Origin of the sequence: Metabacillus malikii, from assembly GCF_030813355.1 — a bacterium.
GTDB lineage: Bacteria > Bacillota > Bacilli > Bacillales > Bacillaceae > Metabacillus > Metabacillus malikii.
This window is the reverse complement of sequence record NZ_JAUSUD010000002.1, coordinates 21896-40822: the sequence shown is the minus strand read 5'-3', so window position 1 is coordinate 40822 and position 18927 is coordinate 21896. Positions and strand designations below refer to the sequence as shown.

The window sequence follows — 18927 nt, the reverse complement described above, 5'->3', positions numbered from 1 at the left end:
CACAAAATATCATATATATGTTAAAATTTTGATAGGTTCAACAATCATAATTCGAAAAAAAACTAAACGTATGGAGAAGATGATGAATAAATACAAAATCTTATTTTTAGACATTGATGGCACTGTATTAAGGCCGGATGACACGATTGAGAAGTCGACTAAACAAGCCATTGCAGAAGTGAAAAATAAAGGGATAGAGGTTTTTCTTGCAACAGGCAGACCTTTACATGAAATTTCACATATTGCCGAAGAACTAAACATTGATTCGTATATCGGCTACAACGGAGCATATGCCATCTATAAAGGGAAGGACATCTTTAAATCTCCGATGAATGAACAAACAGTTAATACCTATATTGACATCGCAAAAAACAACGGTCATGAGCTTGTATTGTATACACATGAAAAAAATTACTTTTCTAATTTAGAAAGCCCAATCGTCCAGGAATTTCTCCAAGCCTTTCACTTACAATACAATGAACAATTTACACCTGAGGTAACCCCACATATTTTAGGTATTACCCTCATTCAGTTAAGTAAGCATGACCCTAAGCTTTATGAAAAAGCAGATCGGACAATACATTTATCACAAGTAAATGTAGATGGTTTACGTCATTGCTACGATGTGATTCAAGATCGTGTGAACAAAGGTGTTGCGGTTCAAAGTATATTAGACCATTTACACATCCCTGTTAAAGCCGCGATTGCGTTTGGTGATGGGATGAATGATAAAGAAATGCTTAGCCTTGTTGGTGAGGGCTTTGCGATGGGCAATGGGCATCCGGAGTTATTCCAATATGCCAAGCATAAAACAACGAAAGTAACCGAATCAGGTATCTATAATGGACTAAAAACATTAGGTCTTGTTGAGTAATAAGTGAAGAATGAATGAAGCTGTCGTAAAACGAGTTATTTATTGCTCCTCGTTTTACGACAGCTTTTTCATTTCGCAAAGCATAGTGGAAAATTCAAATCTTATTAGTAGGAAAAAAACTTATTAAAAGGGAACCTTTTTCTTTATGATTCGTATGAATAAATGAAAAATTGATTATAAAGGTTAATGGTATTTACACATGACCTCATGTAAAATAATAGGAGAATCAAGAAATGATTGGGAAGAGGTGAGATTACGTTGACAGGATTAGTAGCAGTGGTCATGATTTTTTCAATCCCAATTATCGCTATCATCACAAGTCATTTTGAAAGCCAATCAAAAAGAAAGCATAAAATGATAAAAGATGAACTTGAGCTTGAAAAACTAAAACATGAGAACTTTAAAATAGAAACTGAAAAATTACGACTAGAGCTAGAACAGATGAAAATTGAGGACTCGAGTAATAAAACAAATGTCCTTTAAGCAGCGAACAAATGAATGACAGAACATGATATTAAAAAACATCCTTCTAATATCGGAAATTTACGCTATAGTATAAGTATGCACATAACTTTCTTTATGGAGGACTGTCATGAAATTTGCAATCTTTCTCGTAATCCTTATAGGTATTTTAGCACTAGTTGGTACTATTTTACTAGGTGGCAAGGGTGACCATAATTATGATGAACAAACGAAAGGAAATATTTCACGTCTATCATGGATTTATATTATCCTTGCGATTCTAACAATTATTGCTTTTGCCATTTACTTATTTTAGCGGACTTTACTCAACATTTGTTGAGTAAAACCATTTTTGAAAACGCATTCACAAATCGTTCACATTTATTTATAAAAACGCTTACAAAAGCTAGTTCATATATACTATAATAAAGGTAATGAAAATATTCACAACTAAGGGGAGACTTGCGAGATGAAACATTTTGTCTTTTTAATCGATACAGGAAATGAGACAATTGAACATAAAATAAATGCGAGTGGAATGACTGATGCATTAAATAGAATTAAGGATATTCAAAAGAACTTAAAAAAGGAAAAGCATCCACAGTTAAAAATCAAATTTAAAGGCGTTATTTATGAAAACGCTTAATCTATCTAAACATTAGCGCTTATCATAGTTAATATGATGAACCTTTTGCAAAGCCAACCTCAATATAGGTCGGCTCTTTATTTTATATTCGTAAAAATACTTGGATTTCTATTTCAATAAGTAATTAAAACAAGCCGAACTGAGGGCAGATTCGGCTTGTTTCCTATTCATTTGTTGCTTTTTTATTATCAACTATTTTACTCATTTTCTGATAGTAACCGGTAAAAGCGATAATCGAGATAATTGATACTGTAAAAAAAGGCAAGAGAAATGTAAACGTTGATAAACTTACATATAAGATTACTCCCACTCCAACAATCGTTAATATATTTGTGAACGGATAAACTAACGAAATGAAAAAAGAGTTTTTCACACTTTGCCAAAATGGCAAAACAGTATGAACAGTATTTGAAATAAATGAAAACGTAAATAATATGAGAAACAAACCAGCAGCTAAGAAGACAGAGCTAATCATGATATTTATTTGTGAGAAATAATAGAAGTCGACTGCCCAGATAATCCAAAATAATGTAAACAATAGTCCTCCTACCAAGCTCCGAACGTAGTTTTCCTTATAAAAACCCCAAAAGGATTTAAATAGTGGAACATCGGGATCGCCCATCACCCATTTTCTAACAACCGCAAACGCAGCTGTTGTTGCTGGAAATAATAAAAAAGGTGCTAAAGCAGCAATAGTCATTAAAATCATTATCATAACAGATGAATCATCTGCGAGTAATAATGTTAAAAGTAAGTAGCTAATAGGCAGATTAAATGCAATCCAGAGTACATTAATTACCGAAAGCCTCATAATCCACTCAAAAATTCTATTTAATCCACTCATCATATTTCCCATTCTTAAAAACCCGCCTTTAATATCAATTAATATCTTTTGAGACTATTATATCATATAGCGCCTCCAGTAAGCGTTTTTTTCAGGGCGTGTCGTTGTCATATCATTAGTATTTTTTGGCTAACTTCCTGTTTATTCATGTCGATACTTCTTTACTTGAGAGAAAGTAAAGCTACTAGACGTGCCTAAGTCTAGTCATTGAACTTTTATACAGACTTGACTATGGTTTTAAATGGATTAAATCTGTTGCTGCTTAATTTGGTTAATCGTAGCAATAATCCCATCTTTATAAGGAGTTTTCGGTAACCTCCCAATTTCAGCCTCATATTTCTCACCTGATAATATGACGGGTTCCTCATTCAAATAAAACATCTCTACCACTTCACGCATATTTTTACTAAATAAACCTAGAAATTGAATCATACCTTTTGTTACAATCGATACCTTTTTCTCATAGTTTAACTCTTCACGAAGTATTTTAATAATCTCTTCACCCGTAATAACATCGTACGCCGGTATATTCCAATTTTGATGATAAGCTTTTTCAGTTAATGCTAAATTTACTAGAGCCTTGGCACCATCAGGAGTATAGATAAATTCTCTTGCAATCGTTGGGTCACCAATGAAGCGTGTTTTTTTATTTTTAGCTACTGGATTGAGCGTAAAGTGCAGCAATGTGTTTGACGCATGAGGACCGTAAAAATCAGGAAAATGTGCAATAAGTGTGGGTACAGTCGATTGTTTGATTAATTGTTCATTTTCCAATCTTAGTTTTCCTTTTACAGTATGCGGATATTTTGGCGAGTCTTCACGAACAAGTTCGTTTGGTTTCCGGCCATATGAATAGATGCTATCTGCAAAAATCAGCTTTGTTGACTGTGCTTCTGATACTTTAATAATATTGCTGACTAATTGCCTAAGCTTTACATGCCACTGAGAGTAAGGGATATTTGCAGCATGAAAAATACTATCCACTCCAGTTGCAGCTTTCATTAACGATTCGATAATAAAGATATCTCCACTAACAGTCGTAACAAGTGACATATGACCAAATAATTCATCAAGCTTTTCTTTATTTCTTGCAAAGGCAATCACCTCAATACCTCTGCTTGCTAACTCCATAACTAATGCATACCCCATTCCACCTGAAGCACCTAATACTAACACCTTTTTCATTTGTACATCCCCTTTGTATTTTATTAACCAGTGGTCAATTCAGGTCAAAAAAATCTTTCTCGCAGACTAACATTATTATTTCTCTCTTAGTTCACGCTTTATGTTATTATCATCGACCATTGCTTACAAATATCAGGCTTTCACTTCGCACATATATATTGTCTCTCTCGTTTAAATTAAGACCGAAAAATGTGGTCCGAATCTTCAGTTGAGTTAGACTATATCATCCTTTGTTACCTTTGCTTACAGTATGAAGTCATTTTGAATTGCTCAACTATTAATCTTGAACAAACATACCTTTTAATTCAAAAGACTTAAATTATTTACATGTCCTTAATGAGAAACTCTGCATGGGAAATCGCCAATTCTTTTACTTCTTCATAACTATTTACATGTCTGCAGTAATGTGTAACAAAACCATGTAATGATAAAAAAATGGACCAAATTTCTTTAATTGATAGCTCTTTATCAGTTAACATGTAAATACTTTGTGCAAATTTATCGTAGCTTTTATTTGGGCCATCACTTATTAGCGCTTGGACTTCTTCGTCTTTTATTAGAAACATAATTTCATAATGGCTTTGATGTGTAAGACCAAATTCAATAAATCCGACAAGTATCGAAATTAATTTTGTCCGCTTATCACTATCTTGCGCAAGGATTTTCTGAAGTTTATTATCAAGCATCTTAAAGTGCTCCTCTACAAGTGCATAAAAGAGCTCTGCCTTGTTTTGGAAATGATAATAAATAGCCCCATGACTATAATTCAATTCTTTCGCAATTTGGCGCATTGATACATGCTGATAACCTTTTTGAACAAACAAATCTCTTGCTGCATCCATAATCATTTCTCTCGTTAATTCAACTTTTCCTGCTTTTCTAGCTGCCATCTGACTATCTCCTTATTAACCACTGTTCAATTAAATGATATCAAATTTTACCATATTGTCAACAAAAGTTTTAATTAATCTTGACATTAACTATCGTTGCTTTGTCCTATAGACACCAAAATGTAAACGGTATCATTGAACCATTGTTTGAATTTTCTGTATTTGTTACCCTTGCATTGTCATTAATAATTATATTCAGGAGGTGAATGTTGATTGCTATAAATGGGTTTTTGCTACTGCATTCTCTAAGTTACCCATAACAGAATTAATTAATTAAAGGAGATTTTCTAAAATGAAATTGGTCAAGAATTGTGGATTATACCTTATCGCTTTCCTCTTCTCAATTATACTCGTCCATTCCGAGGCAAGAGCAGCGGAAACTATTAATGCGAGAGATTTTGGTGTGACTCCTGGTGTTCAATCATCTCAAACAGATGCACTTCATGCTGCGATGAAATATTTTTATGATCGAGGTGTTGCAGGAACTGTTTATCTTCCTGCCGGTACTTATTACGTCGACAAAGAGCTACGTTTTCATAAAGGAGTAAATCTTGTTGGGGCAGGAATTGGACAAACTGTTATTAAGAAAATGGAGTCCGGTGTTAATTATATTGTTGGTAACCCGATTTTACCAACAAATTCGATTGACTTAAATGTAACAGTTTCAAACCTTACTTTTGATGGGGACCGCACAAATCGTGCCTCTAAAGGTCTAAGTCAAATAGGCGGGATGTTAATTGATCAAAAGGTTCGGAACCTTACACTTGACAATATAGAAATTCGCGACACAACGAATGGTGCCATTTTAAGAAGATTGCAAGACTCTGCCATCCAAAACAGTGTGTTTGACCGAACAAGCGGACATTCAATTGCAACTGGGGCTGAAGGATACCCAGTTGGTGACTTTACAAATGTTGAAATCACAAACAATCTCATAACTAACTCATTAGGTGGTAGTGGAATTAATCTTTCTCGAGCAACCTATACAACAGTCTCAGATAATCGAATTTTGAATCAAAATCAGCAATCGGATAGCTACGGTGGAATTCGAATCCCGAATGGCGGTGCATATAATACTGTTAAAAATAATACAATCAAAAATTACCCTAGAGGGATTTTTATACTAAGTGGCGCCCATCATAATATTATTACAGGAAATACAGTTATCGATTCCCGGATACATGGAATACTCGTTCAAGCAGATAACAATACGTTCACTAATAATATTATCCAACAAAGTAACCGTTCATTAAACCCTGAGTCAGTTATCCGACTCGCACCTGGAAGTAACAACGTACTAGCAAACAATGAAATTAAGACATACTCAGGTTATAACAATCCAGGGATACGAATTACTGGGGCTTCAACAAATAATCAAGTCGTGTACAATTCGATTACAACTGGTGGTACAATTGTAAGCAATGAGGCTGGAAGTACAAATTCTGTCACGGGAAATATAAGCAATGGCTCAAGCCAGTTTGAGCAAAACGCTGTCTATAGGCTTGTAAACCGCAATAGTGGCAAGCTATTAGAAATAGCAAATGCCAGTTTAACAGATGGTGCGAACGTCCAACAATGGAGCAGCAATGGATGTACTTGTCAAAATTGGTATTTACGAATGAACGGTGACGGTTACTTTAACATTGTGAATCAAAATAGTGGCAAAGCATTAGACGTTTATAATTTCTCGTTAGAAAATGGTGCAAATGTTGTACAATGGGCTGATGTAAACGGAACGAATCAGCAATGGCAAATAACACAAACAGGCCAGGGATATTATAAAATCATCAATCGTAATAGCGGAAAAGCGTTAGAAATTCATGCTAAGTCTAATCAGGATGGCGGCAATGGCAGTCAATGGACATTTAATAATGGCTCAAATCAGCTATGGCAAATTGTAAAAGTAAATTAACTCTTGCTAAATGGCGTGAGTGAAATACTTGTTTAAGAACAAACTTCATGGCTGACTATATTTCTATTAGTCAGCTAAGTTCTATTTGTACAGCGGTAGTAAGGACTCAGGTATCGTCCAACAGTGTATTATATACAAAAAATAGGGAGTTGAATAACATAGCTGCTAAACTTGAAATGGAAAGACAGTTTTACAAATTATACAAAGGCATATTATCACTATCTGATTTCGAAAAATGGCTCTATTCTACAGAAGAAATCGAAAAAGTATATAACAGTGATTTCTACCTTCGTTTGATTGAATTGAATTATCGTGATAAATATGTAAAAAGCTTATTATTAAAAATTCTTGAACCGATGATACCTTTTGCATCTTTTGAACAAGAAAGAATCACCTTATATTTAGAAATGCTACTTTCAAATAAAGGTGATGCTGTCACTATTTTAGAAGAGACTTATAATGATTATTGTAATGGTTATTCATTCTTGCGCTCATTAGCTCTCAATTACATATCTGGTATCGATTCAATTCCAAAATTGTCAGCAAAAGAGCAATTTGCTGAATCAGAATTCCTAACAAAAAGAGCATTACTTAATACTATTCAACCGAAATTAACAAACGAGGCAAAAAGATTACTTGCATTCTTTAAGAAAGGAAAACTAAAAATCATCGCAGAATATGACTATCTAGATACACGTCTTGAAGTTGAACAAATTGAATTGCATGGCATTGAAAAAATGTTCTAATCATTTCACTAGTACTATACATTTCAATGAAAGTTTAATTACTCCTTAAAAGTCATATCAAAACGTCGTTCAATCCTATATTATTCAAATAGTGTCAATTACTCTACAGCTCAATAACACTTATCATGTTTCCGTTTACATCTGTAACATCAAACCGTTTTGGTTCACCAGGTCTTATTTCCGAAACTGTAATATTTTTCTCCATGAAATGCTGGCGTGTTTCCTCAGCATTTTTCACAACAAAATTAAATGGTGTATACGAGTCTACCGGTTTAAAATCTACAATTTGCACTAAATGAAACCCACAATTTGGGGCGATTGATAACCCACACATTCTCTCATTTTTCCATCGTAATTCAAAGCCAAAAACCTCTTGGTACCATGACAATGACTCCTCAAGATTTCTTACCGGAAGAAATACTGCATCAATTCGTTCAACAATTCTATCAACGACCTGCTCACTCATACTTTCTCATCTCCTAATTGAATTTTTTCTCATAACTAATTCCATATATGTTATAATTATCCTGTTATTTTTTAAAAATTTATTTGACGAATTTGTTTGATGATGAAACAGTACGAATAGAGTGTCGAGTGAATGTCTAATTTGGAAAACAATCGAGCAAATAACTTACATGGTGCAGGAGATAGCGGGCATTAAATAGAAGATAATAAAAAGCTGTTCAAAACATGTAAAGGAATAATTGCGAATGTCTTCGATTTACAATTAGAGATCGATTTAGATAACATCTGTATGCAAGACTAGCAATCTACCATAGGAGGATTACAATGGAAAAAACGAAGAAACAGGAAATCTATTCATGGATTCACTCAATTGCTTTAGCAATTGTTATCGCGTTTATTTGCAGACATTTTCTATTTTCTCCAACAACTGTACTTGGTGCATCCATGGCACCTACCTTTGAAAATAAGGACAAAGTTGTTATCAGTAAAACAACAGAAATTCACCGTTTTGATTGTATCGTATTTGATTCACCGAACAATAAAGGTGAAAACTATATTAAGAGGGTAATCGGGCTTCCTGGGGACCATATAGAAATGAAAGATGACCAGCTTTACATAAATGGAAAAGTTTTCGATGAACCATATTTAGAAAATCAGAAGCTTGAATCTCCAACACTAAATCTAACTGAGGACTTTACATTAGAAGAAATAACGGGTGAGTCAACCGTACCAGAGAATATGTTGTTCGTATTGGGTGATAATCGAATAAAAAGTATTGATAGCAGGGCTTTTGGATTCATCTCTTACGATTCGATCATTGGTGAAGTCGTATTCCGTATTTATCCGCTTCAAGGGCTTGGAATCCCTAAATAATAATTGTGACAATATAGTTAGATAGCAGCTTGTAAGTCCACCTTTCAGCACGGGGGATTAAGTTGTTAAACTATCAAAAATAGTGACCCTCCTTTTCCAGGTGGGTCACTATTTTTTTATTTTAAATCTTCCATTTTAACAGTATCCATGTCTGTAAATGTATAATTTTCTCCTCCCATTGCCCAAATAAATGTATAATTGCTTGTGCCTACACCAGAGTGAATCGACCATGGCGGTGATAGGACTGCTTGTTCATTTTGGACAACGATGTGACGTGTCTCATTTGGTTGGCCCATGAAGTGGAATACTCTTGATTCTGGTTCCATATCAAAGTATAAATAGACTTCCATACGGCGGTCATGTGTATGAGCTGGCATTGTATTCCACATATTGTTTGGTTCTAGTAATGTCATCCCCATCATTAATTGACAGCTTTGAATTCCATCTCCATGAATATATTTATAAATTGTCCGTTTATTTGATTCGCTATCAGATCCTAAACGTGTTGGTTCTGCTTCTTCAATTGGCGCCTTTTTTGTTGGATATTGTTTATGTGCCGGAGTCGACACGATATAGAATTTAGCAGGATCTGCTGCATTATTACTTTCAAATAATACCTCTTTGTTCCCTAATCCTACATATAAGCAATCTCGTTTGTTTAATGTATATGCCTCACCATCAACTAAAACTGTACCTTCAGCACCGATATTAATAATTCCTACTTCACGTCTTTCCAAGAAATACTCAGTTTTTAACGTATCTGGATCCTCTAATTTTAATGAACCAGTTGTTGGAATTGCTCCGCCTGTTACTACACGGTCGTAATGAGAGTATACTAGATTTATTTCTCCTTGGACAAATAATGATTCCATTAGAAATTCGCTTCGTAAACGCTCAGTTTGATATGCTTTAAAATCTGTTGGATTTGTCGTATGTCTGATTTCCATTATATAATTCCCCTTTCACTTGTTAAGTGTGTGATTTATATTTTAAATCTTTAATAATTAAGAACTCATCCAGCCACCGTCTACGCATAAAATATGACCGTTGACGTAATCAGATGCTTTTGATGCTAAGAAAATAACAGAACCTTTTAAGTCGTCTGGTGTGCCCCATCGTCCTTGTGGAATTCTTGATGTGATATATTCATTCCGCTCAGTGTTAGCACGGAGCTGTGCTGTATTATCTGTTTCCATATAACCGGGCGCGATAGCGTTTACATTTACACCTCTGCTTGACCATTCATTAGCTAGTGACTTTGTTAATCCTGCAACAGCATGCTTACTAGCTGTATAAGCCGGAACTCTTAAACCACCTTGGAAAGATAGCATCGAAGCGACATTAATAATTTTCCCTGAGCCATTTTCAAGCATATGTCTACCAACTTCACGAGATAATTGAAAAACAGCATGTTGATTTACTTTAATGACTTCATACCAATCATCGTCTGTAAAATTCTCAGCATTTTCCCTGCGAATGATTCCAGCATTGTTTACTAAAATATCAATCTTGTTTGTTAAGGATAGACTTTCTGTAACTAATTTTGCCGCAGCATAATCCTCTGATAAATCAATTTTCACCTCATGAAAAGTAGTACCAAGTGCTTCAATTTTGCTGCGAGTTTCAGACATATCACTCATACCGGCACCAATAACGGTAGCCCCTGCTTCTGCCAATCCGACGGCCATACCTTGCCCTAACCCTCGACTAGCGCCTGTTAATAATGCGACTTTTCCTTTTAATGAAAAAAGAGATTCCATGCCCTTACACCTCCAAGTTCGTTTATTAATGTTTATTTATGTTCGTTATGGTTTGATTATATCATAAATAAAAAAGATGACAACGGTTAAATGTTCGTTTGTCATCTTTTTTCGCTAATTGTTACTTTCGTGCTAGATTATACATTTGCGAGGTGAACCGTAACCTGTTTATCTTCAAGGGTATTCATTACATTTAAAGGAAGTCTGCTATCTGTTACAATTTCATCAACTTCATCGATTTGTGCAAAATTTATGAGAGCAACCTTTTCAAATTTTGTAGAATCTGCAAGTAATGTGACATGGTCAGCACAGTTAAGGATTTGGCGTTTCCAATCTGCATGGATACTATTAAAAACAGTTAGACCATGTTCGGTTGATATACCTGTCGTACCAAAAAATAAGCGGTTTACTCGAATACGTTGTAGCATTTCTGTCGCTTGGGCACCCATTAATGATGAAGAATTATCGATTCGCGTACCACCTAAAACCATTAATTGTACTGTCGTCTTTTTAAGGAGTATGCCTGCAATTTTTAAATCATTTGTAATAACTGTAATTGGAAAATCACCTAACAGTTCAGCGATCGCACTTGTTGTACTCCCACCATCCATAAGGATCGTTTCATTTGGTTTAATTAGCTTTACTGCCTCCTTGGCAATTGCATGTTTAATCTCACTGTGACCTGACTGCCTTTCTGCAATAGGTAGCATTCTTCCCTCACCATCTGCAATGACAGCACCACCATGTATTCGTTTCAGCAAAGCTCGTTGCTCTAATAATTCTAAATCTCCCCGAATTGTTTTCTCGGTAACTTGTAATTGTTTACTCAGTTCCGAGACCTTTACAATTTTATTTTTATCGAGTTGCTCTAATATTTTTTCGTGTCGTTCAACAGAAAGCATCGTTAATTATCCCCCGTATAAACCATTTTGATTTTTCTATTATAGAACAATTATGAACAAAAACAAACATATTTTTGTATAGATTTTATAGTAGGATAAGAAATTTCCTTCTATTTCTGCTACCTAGATTCACATTAAATTAGAAATTGATTACAGATAAGAATGCTATTAACGCAGTTAACCTTTCAATATAATAAAGTGAAATGTTAAGCTCTTAACTAAAATGAGTGATTTAATCAAAAATAATACTTTAGAACTGTTATATTCAATGATATCTGAAAATTTAGGTAGATTTAACTATATCTTTTGGTATAATTATCATGAAATCTTTTTATATTCTATTTTTAGGAGTGGTTATATTGGCAAAGGTACGTTTAAAAAATAGTACTGGAGTAGTAAAAGAGGTGAAAGTTGGTTTCTCTTGGACTACATTCTTTTTCGGTGGTTGGGTTGCTATTTTCAGGGGGCAATGGGGAGAAGTGATCAAATGGTTTTTCCTAAATCCAATTACATTAGGGATTTGGGGTCTCGTGCAATGTTGGACAACTAACAAAAAAACTGTTATTAGCACGATTGAAAAAGGATATGAACCAGCATCTGATGCTGACCGTTCTATTTTAGTACAAAGAAATATTGTTGCTTAATTTATATTAATTCGTCCTTATATTTATAGTTCATACATATTGAAGCAGTGTGAGTTTCACTTCACACTGCTTCAAATGCATAAGTAGTAAAATATTAACTGCGTGCGTCCTTAACCGCATTGATAAATTGCGCTGCTGTTTTCGTTATGTCTTCTAGATATGCAGCTGTTAGTTCCTTCTTAGTGTTAACTAAAGAACTCCCAACACCAACCCCTACAGCACCTGCCTTAATATAATCACCTGCATTCTCAACGGAAATACCGCCTGTTGAGATAATCGGAATTTGTGGAAGCGGGCCATGGACATCCTTGATGTAGCTCGGTCCAAAAACATTTGCTGGAAATACTTTAATCATATCTGCTCCGCATTCATATGCAGTTAGTATTTCAGTTGGAGTTAGTGCACCTGGTATACTGACAACTCCATATCTTTTTGCCATTTGGATTGTTTTTGGATTAGTTGTTGGAGAAAAGATGAATTTCGCACCTGCCATAATGGCCGTTCTAGCAGTTTCAGCATCTAAAACTGTACCTGCTCCTACTAATACATCATCGAATTGTTGGGAAGCTGTTTCAATCGCTCCACATGCTCCTGGTGTTTCGACAGTTATTTCTAAAACCTTTACCCCTCCCGCACTTAACGCTTCTGCTATTGGGACAATATTTTCCTTTGTTGCACCACGAATAACCGCGGCTACCCCTGTTTCTTTAATGATTTCAATATGACTCATCGTCATTTCCCCCTTATCGTACAACATCCTCTTCGTTTTTAGATAATAATTGTTCAAGTTCATCACGTTCTGGCAATCCGTCTACATCTCCAGTTACCATTGTTACAAGTGCTCCTACTGCATTAGCACGTTCGACAGCCTTGCCTACCTCTAAGCCATCAAGAAGTCCCGAAAGAAAACCAGCTGCAAATCCATCACCTGCACCAACGGGATCAACGACATGTTTCACTGGGAATCCCGGAATTAAAGCGCTCTCTTTTTCTGTGAAATAAAAAGCCCCTTCCGCTCCATTTTTCATGACGACTAAAGATGCACCATGATTTAAAAATAATTGACCTAATTTTTCCGGGTCACGTTCCCCAAATAAAAATTCCCCTTCAGCAATACCCGGTAAGACAATGTCTGCTTCTGATGCTATTTCAAGTAAAGTTGCTCTAGCTGTTGCCTCATCCCAAAGCTTTAAACGAAGATTAGGGTCAAAAACAACCGTTCTTCCATGTCTTTTTGCAAGTTTAATAGCTTCAAAAATTGTTTCCTTACAACTTTCACTTAAGGCAGGAGTAATACCGGTAATATGTAAGTATTTTGCACTTGCTATATATTCCTGATTTAAGTCAAACGGTGTTAATTTACTAGCTGCTGAACCCTTACGGTAATAGTAGACACGCATATGGTTTTGACGTCTTGGCTCTTTAAAATAAATGCCTGTAGGTGCCTCTTCATCAATTGATACATTACTGACATCAATATTCTCACTTTTTAAAAAGCCTAATATCGCTTTTCCAAATTCATCATCACCAAGTTTGCTTATCCAGCCTGCCTTATGACCTAATCTCGCTAAACCAACAGCAACGTTAGATTCGGCACCACCAATTTTCTTTGTGAATTGACTTGCATTCCTCATAAAGCCGTCACTTGTCGGCGTGAAGACAACCATTGATTCTCCTATTGTTACAACATCCATTAGAACTCCCCCTTGTCATCATTAAGAAGTTAAGAAGAATACTTCCTCAAAAACATGTCTATACAGAATAGTATATAGTGGTCATCATATTTTCTCTACTGTTTTTTTATAAATATTGTACGTTTTTGTTCGAAAATTACCTTTAAAGTCTCTTCTTTATCATAAATACTATTAACTTTTACAGTTTCATTTTTAGGACTTTGGTTTACGTAAATTAATAAGGTTACTTTCAACTAATTTCGAGGAGCCTGATGGAGGTTAAAATATACGTGTATTAGCTCATAACTAGGAGTTTGAATGATACTAAACTAACAAATCTCCATGTAACAATCTATTATTTTTGGTAAACTTACATTATAGATTAAGGAGAAAGGGTGATTCATATGAATAAAAATGAGATTAATCAAAGGATAGATGAGTTAAAAATGGACTATGTACGAACTCAAGGAGATATTGAAAAATTAGAATCAACAGGAAACTCAACAGAACGACTTGAGGCTAAACTAACCGAAATTGAAGAGAGTTTAGCAAAGTATCGCTCTATGCTTACTGAGTAAAAGAAGGACGGAACTAAGTCCTTCCCTTTTTTATGTTGCACCTATTGATGTAAATGGTACGGTAAGATTTATCGTTATTCAATTTGTTAATATTTAATTACATTTGGAGGAGTCTGACCTAGCATTCCCTTTAATATGTTTTCTGCAGCCAGCCTTGCCATTTTATCGCGTGTTTCTTTTGTAGCGGATCCTATATGCGGTAATGTTACTACATTTGTTAGCTGTAATAGCGGATTGTCTAATGGCACTGGCTCAGTTTCAAAGACATCTAACCCTGCTGCCAAAATCCATTTTTCCTCTAATGCCTTGATTAGTGCTTTTTCATCGACATTTTTACCTCTTGAGCCATTAATAAAAATCGCAGACTTTTTCATGAGTCGTAATTCCCTGCTACCTATCAGCTTATCTGTTTCCGCACTATGTGGAATCATTAAACAGACGTAATCAGAATTTGCTAACAGTTCATCTAACTGACAATATTCCGCATTAAACTCTGTCTCAATCGCTTCATTACGGGAACGGTTATGATACAAGATTTTCATATCAAATCCAAAATGTGCCCGTTTTGCAATGGCCTTACCGATACTTCCCATGCCAATAATGCCTAGTACTTTATGATGGACGTCAACACCGAATAAATCCTCGTCCTTCGTTCCTTGCCATTTTCCTGATTTTACGTATTGGTCTAGCTCTGGCATTCTTCTTGCAGTTGCTAATAGTAGACCAAAAATAGTATCAGCTGTTGTATCGACTAGTACACCAGGAGTATTCGTAGCAATTATCTTTCGTTTCTTTAATGCTTCTAAATCAAAATTATCATAACCTACTGAAATATTCGCAATAACTTTTAATTTCGGGGCTTTTTGGAGGAAGTCATCATCGATTTTTAAGCTTGCTCCCAGTAAGCCATCCGCTGTTTGCAAAGATTTTAGAAAGTCATCATAATTCTGTTCAGTCAAATTTTTATAATAAACGACTTCAACATGTTCTGCTAATTTTTCGATAACATCTTCAGGTACTTTTCTATAAACAATTACCTTTTTTTTCATCGAATCACTCCTCGATTTTTCTCGTTGCTACCATTATTTCAAGTAATGATGTCCTGATTCCTGCCTCAAATTTAAACAATTTATGATTATCGGTAAAATGATTTATTAAGAAGGGTTTTTTTAGGCTATTGTTCGTTAACGTTGTTGCTTTTTACTAAGTTATCGTTTAGAGTTGGTCTCCGCTACAGTAGTCGCTTTCCGCGGGGTCGGTGGTGAGCAGGTCTCTAGCTCTGCTGTCACGAACTAGCAAACTTTAGGAGTCTCACAGTCAGCTTAAACAATATCTTTATAAGGTTAGTATAAAAAAAGCCCTAATCTTTTAGAAAAGGGCCTATAAAGGATTAAGCTCGATTTGATAACTAGGGTCTAATCCTTTTTTATGATTGACATTTAGCCATTATTTGAGTGATTTTCCAAGTCAAAAAGGAAGCAGGAGAACCGTCCCCCTGCTTCCTTTGGATCAGCCTGTATTGCGTAGGCCTGCGGCGATGCCGCTGATTGTTAGTAAAACTTCTGTTAGTAGTTCTTCGTCAGGTTGTTCTTGTGAGCGTAGTTCTTTGATTAGTTCAACCTGTAAGAAGTTTAATGGATCTACATATGGATTTCTGCGGTATACTGATTCTTTAATATTTGGTGTATGATCTAATAATTCTTCATCACCTGAGATACTGAGAAGAACCTCTTTTGTTCTCTCGTATTCATCAACAATATTTTTAAAGATTCGATCAGCTATCGTTTGATCCTTCACTAATGAAATATATTCTTTTGCTGTTGTAATATCTGCTTTCATTAAAGCCATTTGTAGGTTATCAATTGTTGAACGGAAGAATGGCCATTCAATATACATCCGTTGCAGTAATTTAAGATTATCTTTTCCTTTATTAATAAATGCTTCTAAACCAGTACCTGCTGCATACCAAGCTGGTAATAGTTGTCGACTTTGTGTCCAAGCAAATACCCATGGAATCGCACGTAAATCTTCAAAGCGATTACGATCTTTACGTTTCATTGGACGTGAGCCAATTTTCAACTCACCAATCTCATTTAATGGCGTTGCTTCTGTAAAGTATGTTAAAAAGTCAGGGTCTTCAAATACTAATGATTGATATTTTCTTAGTGAAATATCAGATATTTCTTCCATCGCTTCTTCCCAAGCTGTTTCACGATGGTGCTGTTGCTCAGATTCCTCTGATAAGTTAACAGAAGCCTCAATTAATGTGGATGTCGCCTGCTCGAGACTGCGGTACGCAATGTCCTCATATAAGTATCTTGCTGATAGCACTTCGCCTTGCTCAGTGATTTTCACACCGTCGCCAAGTGTTTCAGCAGGCTGTGAAAGGATACTTCGATTTAAAGGACCGCCACCTCGACCAAGCGAGCCACCTCGACCGTGGAAAAACTTTAAGCCGATATTATATTTTTTCGCCATATCGTGAATTTCAAGCTGTGCATTGTAGAGCTTCCAGTTAGCAGTTAACGTACCGCCATCTTTACTTCCATCAGAGTAACCAAGCATAATCTCTTGAGAATCTCCATGGATTTTTAAATGATTACGGTAAACATCCATATTGAATAATGTTTCCATTATTGCAGGACCTGCAACTAAGTCATCAACTGTTTCAAGTAATGGTGCAACATTCAGATGACTTTCTACTTTTCCATCTGCATGTAAACGGTAAATGCCCGCTTCTTTTGCTAGTACTAACACTTCAAGTAAGTCACTTGCAGATTGTGTCATACTTACTAGATAGACTGTAATCGCCTTTTTACCAAAAGTGTCATGTGCTTTTTTAATCATGAAGAATACTTTTAACATCTCTTGTGTTTCTTTCGTGTAATCTTCATTTAATAATAAGACAGGTCGAGGGTCTTTTAATACCCTTTCAAGCGTTTTCAGCTTTTCTTCTTCAGATAATTCAGCGTAGTTTTCAGTTACTTTTACTTTTCGTAAAATTTCAGTAATCGCTGCTTCATGTTCACCACTATGATTACGGATATCAAGTGTTGCTAAGTGGAATCCGAATAATTGAACTTGACGAATTAATTTTTTCAACATATTCAAATCTTGATATGCTGGTTGATGTAACGCGACACTGCGCTGGATAATGTTTAAATCTTCAAGTAGCTCCTCAGCTGATTGATATCCAAGATCTGATTTCCCTACTTCTTTAAGACGAGCGATGATAACAGCAATTTTACGACGATAAACTTCTGTCTCAACATGCCATCTCGCTTCTTTCGTTAAGTACTGTTGTTCATCCTTCTCAACATTTTCTAAAAGCTCCTCACTAACTTCAACACGTGTCGTTGATTGACTGAAGCGTTTCATCGCCATGATTAATGCTTCCTCGTATTTTTTTAGTGCAAGCTCTCGTTGATGTTCTAATGTTTCCCATGTTACTTCAGGGGTTACATTTGGATTTCCGTCTCGATCTCCACCAATCCAAGATCCAAAGTGTAGGAAGTTCGGAACATTCCATTGGTGCTCAGGAAATTGCTCTGACAGTCCTTCTTCAAGATCCTGATGAATATCAGGCAATACATCAAAGAATGTTTGATCGAAATAATAAAGACCATTACGAACCTCATCCATTACTGTCGGTTTACGGTCACGTAATTCATCAGTTTGCCAAAGAATCGTTACTTCATTTAACAAGCTATCTTCTAACTTTTTACGTTCTCTATTTGTAATCATGTTATTATCAAGCGCTTTTAAAATGTTTCCGATTCGCTTTTGTATTTCAATAACAGAACGTTTAGTTGCTTCTGTTGGATGTGCAGTTATAATAAGTTCCAGTGATAATGTGTTAAGAACCTTTTGGATTGTATCTACACCAATTTCATTCTCTTTCAATGCTAATACAGCACTTTCAATTGAAGCTGGTTGTACAACACTATTATCCTGGAGTTGATATTCGCGGCGACGGCGAATTCGATGATTACTCTCTGCGGCATTAATTAGATGGAAGTAAATTGAAAACGCGCGAATCACTTGCTTTCGCATCGGTGGTTTTAAATTAACTATTTCTTCTTTTAAATCGTGATAAACTTTCTCGTCAAAATTATTGCGAAGAGTTTTTGCTTTCACTCTTAAACTTTCTACAGTATCTAATAATTCTGTACCCCCATGATGAACTAAGATTTCTCCAAGTATATGTCCTAGAGATTTAACATCTCGTCTTAATGGAAGACTACTATCATTTGTCTCTAATCTAGTTGTCATCGTGTCACCATCCCTCAAAATTGTAATTCTATTTAAATAGTAAGATAATTCTATCATATCATTTTTCGCGGATAATTCCATTAAAAATTCTCGAAATTAATATCTATTCAAGATGAATCGTATCAAATTCATCTATTTTTCTCATCAATAGCGCAAAAACCTTCCTTTTTGTTACAGGTTATTCCAAATAATATTACTCTA

20 protein-coding genes are annotated in these 18927 nt (G+C 35.3%); 9 read left to right on the top strand and 11 right to left on the bottom strand.

Annotation, left to right across the window (positions count from 1 at the left end; all coding sequences use genetic code 11):
- Positions 1-82 precede the first annotated feature (82 nt).
- The 4 genes from J2S19_RS02450 (at position 83) to J2S19_RS02435 (ending at position 1982) form a co-directional block, all read left to right on the top strand.
- On the top strand, positions 83-874 hold the full coding sequence (locus J2S19_RS02450; RefSeq protein WP_307336708.1) for a Cof-type HAD-IIB family hydrolase: 792 nt from the start codon (positions 83-85) through the stop codon (positions 872-874).
- Between the two features lie 258 nt (positions 875-1132).
- Positions 1133-1357, top strand: coding sequence for a hypothetical protein (locus J2S19_RS02445; protein ID WP_307336706.1), 225 nt, complete (start codon positions 1133-1135; stop codon positions 1355-1357).
- A 109-nt stretch (positions 1358-1466) separates the two neighbouring features.
- A complete protein-coding gene (locus J2S19_RS02440) occupies positions 1467-1652 on the top strand; it encodes a hypothetical protein (protein WP_307336703.1) in 186 nt (61 codons plus the stop codon).
- Between the two features lie 153 nt (positions 1653-1805).
- Positions 1806-1982 (top strand): hypothetical protein, encoded by a 177-nt coding sequence (locus J2S19_RS02435; RefSeq protein WP_307336701.1) that lies wholly within the window; start codon positions 1806-1808, stop codon positions 1980-1982.
- A gap of 163 nt (positions 1983-2145) precedes the next feature.
- Here the strand turns inward: J2S19_RS02435 and J2S19_RS02430 are convergent, their stop codons facing one another.
- The 3 genes from J2S19_RS02430 to J2S19_RS02420 form a co-directional block, all read right to left on the bottom strand.
- Entirely contained in the window at positions 2146-2838 is a 693-nt protein-coding gene (locus tag J2S19_RS02430; RefSeq protein ID WP_307336699.1) for a YesL family protein, read from the bottom strand.
- 234 nt (positions 2839-3072) lie between these two features.
- Complete coding sequence (locus J2S19_RS02425) at positions 3073-4011, bottom strand: SDR family NAD(P)-dependent oxidoreductase (RefSeq protein WP_307336696.1); 939 nt, start codon at positions 4009-4011, stop codon at positions 3073-3075.
- Between the two features lie 323 nt (positions 4012-4334).
- Positions 4335-4901 carry a TetR/AcrR family transcriptional regulator gene (locus tag J2S19_RS02420; protein WP_307336693.1) on the bottom strand — a complete coding sequence of 189 codons (567 nt, stop codon included), beginning with the start codon at positions 4899-4901 and terminating at the stop codon, positions 4335-4337.
- A gap of 292 nt (positions 4902-5193) precedes the next feature.
- Here J2S19_RS02420 and J2S19_RS02415 point away from each other — a divergent pair, with 292 nt between their 5' ends.
- Positions 5194-6813 (top strand): RICIN domain-containing protein, encoded by a 1620-nt coding sequence (locus tag J2S19_RS02415; protein WP_307336690.1) that lies wholly within the window; start codon positions 5194-5196, stop codon positions 6811-6813.
- Positions 6814-6962: 149 nt separating this feature from the next.
- Entirely contained in the window at positions 6963-7559 is a 597-nt protein-coding gene (locus J2S19_RS02410) for a hypothetical protein (RefSeq protein WP_307336687.1), read from the top strand.
- A 103-nt stretch (positions 7560-7662) separates the two neighbouring features.
- Here the strand turns inward: J2S19_RS02410 and J2S19_RS02405 are convergent, their stop codons facing one another.
- Entirely contained in the window at positions 7663-8025 is a 363-nt protein-coding gene (locus J2S19_RS02405) for a VOC family protein (protein ID WP_307336684.1), read from the bottom strand.
- Positions 8026-8348: 323 nt separating this feature from the next.
- On the opposite strand from J2S19_RS02405, the gene lepB reads away from it, so the two are divergent.
- Entirely contained in the window at positions 8349-8897 is a 549-nt protein-coding gene (gene lepB, locus J2S19_RS02400) for a signal peptidase I (RefSeq protein ID WP_307336681.1), read from the top strand.
- A gap of 116 nt (positions 8898-9013) precedes the next feature.
- On the opposite strand, the gene kduI is transcribed toward lepB, so the two are convergent.
- The 3 genes from kduI to J2S19_RS02385 form a co-directional block, all read right to left on the bottom strand.
- On the bottom strand, positions 9014-9844 hold the full coding sequence (kduI, locus tag J2S19_RS02395; RefSeq protein ID WP_307336678.1) for a 5-dehydro-4-deoxy-D-glucuronate isomerase: 831 nt from the start codon (positions 9842-9844) through the stop codon (positions 9014-9016).
- Positions 9845-9901: 57 nt separating this feature from the next.
- A complete protein-coding gene (gene kduD, locus J2S19_RS02390) occupies positions 9902-10657 on the bottom strand; it encodes a 2-dehydro-3-deoxy-D-gluconate 5-dehydrogenase KduD (RefSeq protein WP_307336675.1) in 756 nt (251 codons plus the stop codon).
- A gap of 137 nt (positions 10658-10794) precedes the next feature.
- Positions 10795-11559, bottom strand: a complete 765-nt coding sequence (locus J2S19_RS02385) for a DeoR/GlpR family DNA-binding transcription regulator (protein WP_307336672.1) — start codon at positions 11557-11559, stop codon at positions 10795-10797.
- Positions 11560-11918: 359 nt separating this feature from the next.
- Here J2S19_RS02385 and J2S19_RS02380 point away from each other — a divergent pair, with 359 nt between their 5' ends.
- Complete coding sequence (locus J2S19_RS02380; protein ID WP_307336670.1) at positions 11919-12203, top strand: hypothetical protein; 285 nt, start codon at positions 11919-11921, stop codon at positions 12201-12203.
- Between the two features lie 94 nt (positions 12204-12297).
- On the opposite strand, the gene J2S19_RS02375 is transcribed toward J2S19_RS02380, so the two are convergent.
- Both J2S19_RS02375 and J2S19_RS02370 read right to left on the bottom strand, forming a co-directional pair.
- Positions 12298-12933 carry a bifunctional 4-hydroxy-2-oxoglutarate aldolase/2-dehydro-3-deoxy-phosphogluconate aldolase gene (locus J2S19_RS02375; protein WP_307336667.1) on the bottom strand — a complete coding sequence of 212 codons (636 nt, stop codon included), beginning with the start codon at positions 12931-12933 and terminating at the stop codon, positions 12298-12300.
- A 13-nt stretch (positions 12934-12946) separates the two neighbouring features.
- Positions 12947-13897, bottom strand: a complete 951-nt coding sequence (locus tag J2S19_RS02370; RefSeq protein ID WP_307336664.1) for a sugar kinase — start codon at positions 13895-13897, stop codon at positions 12947-12949.
- A gap of 383 nt (positions 13898-14280) precedes the next feature.
- Between J2S19_RS02370 and J2S19_RS02365 the strand changes: the two genes are divergently transcribed.
- Positions 14281-14454 carry an SE1832 family protein gene (locus J2S19_RS02365; protein ID WP_307336661.1) on the top strand — a complete coding sequence of 58 codons (174 nt, stop codon included), beginning with the start codon at positions 14281-14283 and terminating at the stop codon, positions 14452-14454.
- Between the two features lie 86 nt (positions 14455-14540).
- Here J2S19_RS02365 and J2S19_RS02360 read toward each other — a convergent pair whose 3' ends face one another.
- Both J2S19_RS02360 and ppc read right to left on the bottom strand, forming a co-directional pair.
- On the bottom strand, positions 14541-15503 hold the full coding sequence (locus J2S19_RS02360; RefSeq protein ID WP_307336658.1) for a 2-hydroxyacid dehydrogenase: 963 nt from the start codon (positions 15501-15503) through the stop codon (positions 14541-14543).
- A gap of 460 nt (positions 15504-15963) precedes the next feature.
- On the bottom strand, positions 15964-18726 hold the full coding sequence (gene ppc, locus J2S19_RS02355) for a phosphoenolpyruvate carboxylase (protein ID WP_307336655.1): 2763 nt from the start codon (positions 18724-18726) through the stop codon (positions 15964-15966).
- Positions 18727-18927 lie beyond the last annotated feature (201 nt).

Coding starts and splice junctions, on each gene's coding strand:
- J2S19_RS02450 (WP_307336708.1), top strand. CDS start 83: ATGAATAAATACAAAATCTTATTTTTAGACATTGATGGCACTGTATTA.
- J2S19_RS02440 (WP_307336703.1), top strand. CDS start 1,467: ATGAAATTTGCAATCTTTCTCGTAATCCTTATAGGTATTTTAGCACTA.
- J2S19_RS02435 (WP_307336701.1), top strand. CDS start 1,806: ATGAAACATTTTGTCTTTTTAATCGATACAGGAAATGAGACAATTGAA.
- J2S19_RS02430 (WP_307336699.1), bottom strand. CDS start 2,838: ATGGGAAATATGATGAGTGGATTAAATAGAATTTTTGAGTGGATTATG.
- J2S19_RS02425 (WP_307336696.1), bottom strand. CDS start 4,011: ATGAAAAAGGTGTTAGTATTAGGTGCTTCAGGTGGAATGGGGTATGCA.
- J2S19_RS02420 (WP_307336693.1), bottom strand. CDS start 4,901: ATGGCAGCTAGAAAAGCAGGAAAAGTTGAATTAACGAGAGAAATGATT.
- J2S19_RS02415 (WP_307336690.1), top strand. CDS start 5,194: ATGAAATTGGTCAAGAATTGTGGATTATACCTTATCGCTTTCCTCTTC.
- J2S19_RS02405 (WP_307336684.1), bottom strand. CDS start 8,025: ATGAGTGAGCAGGTCGTTGATAGAATTGTTGAACGAATTGATGCAGTA.
- lepB (WP_307336681.1), top strand. CDS start 8,349: ATGGAAAAAACGAAGAAACAGGAAATCTATTCATGGATTCACTCAATT.
- kduI (WP_307336678.1), bottom strand. CDS start 9,844: ATGGAAATCAGACATACGACAAATCCAACAGATTTTAAAGCATATCAA.
- kduD (WP_307336675.1), bottom strand. CDS start 10,657: ATGGAATCTCTTTTTTCATTAAAAGGAAAAGTCGCATTATTAACAGGC.
- J2S19_RS02385 (WP_307336672.1), bottom strand. CDS start 11,559: ATGCTTTCTGTTGAACGACACGAAAAAATATTAGAGCAACTCGATAAA.
- J2S19_RS02375 (WP_307336667.1), bottom strand. CDS start 12,933: ATGAGTCATATTGAAATCATTAAAGAAACAGGGGTAGCCGCGGTTATT.
- J2S19_RS02370 (WP_307336664.1), bottom strand. CDS start 13,897: ATGGATGTTGTAACAATAGGAGAATCAATGGTTGTCTTCACGCCGACA.
- J2S19_RS02365 (WP_307336661.1), top strand. CDS start 14,281: ATGAATAAAAATGAGATTAATCAAAGGATAGATGAGTTAAAAATGGAC.
- J2S19_RS02360 (WP_307336658.1), bottom strand. CDS start 15,503: ATGAAAAAAAAGGTAATTGTTTATAGAAAAGTACCTGAAGATGTTATC.
- ppc (WP_307336655.1), bottom strand. CDS start 18,726: ATGACAACTAGATTAGAGACAAATGATAGTAGTCTTCCATTAAGACGA.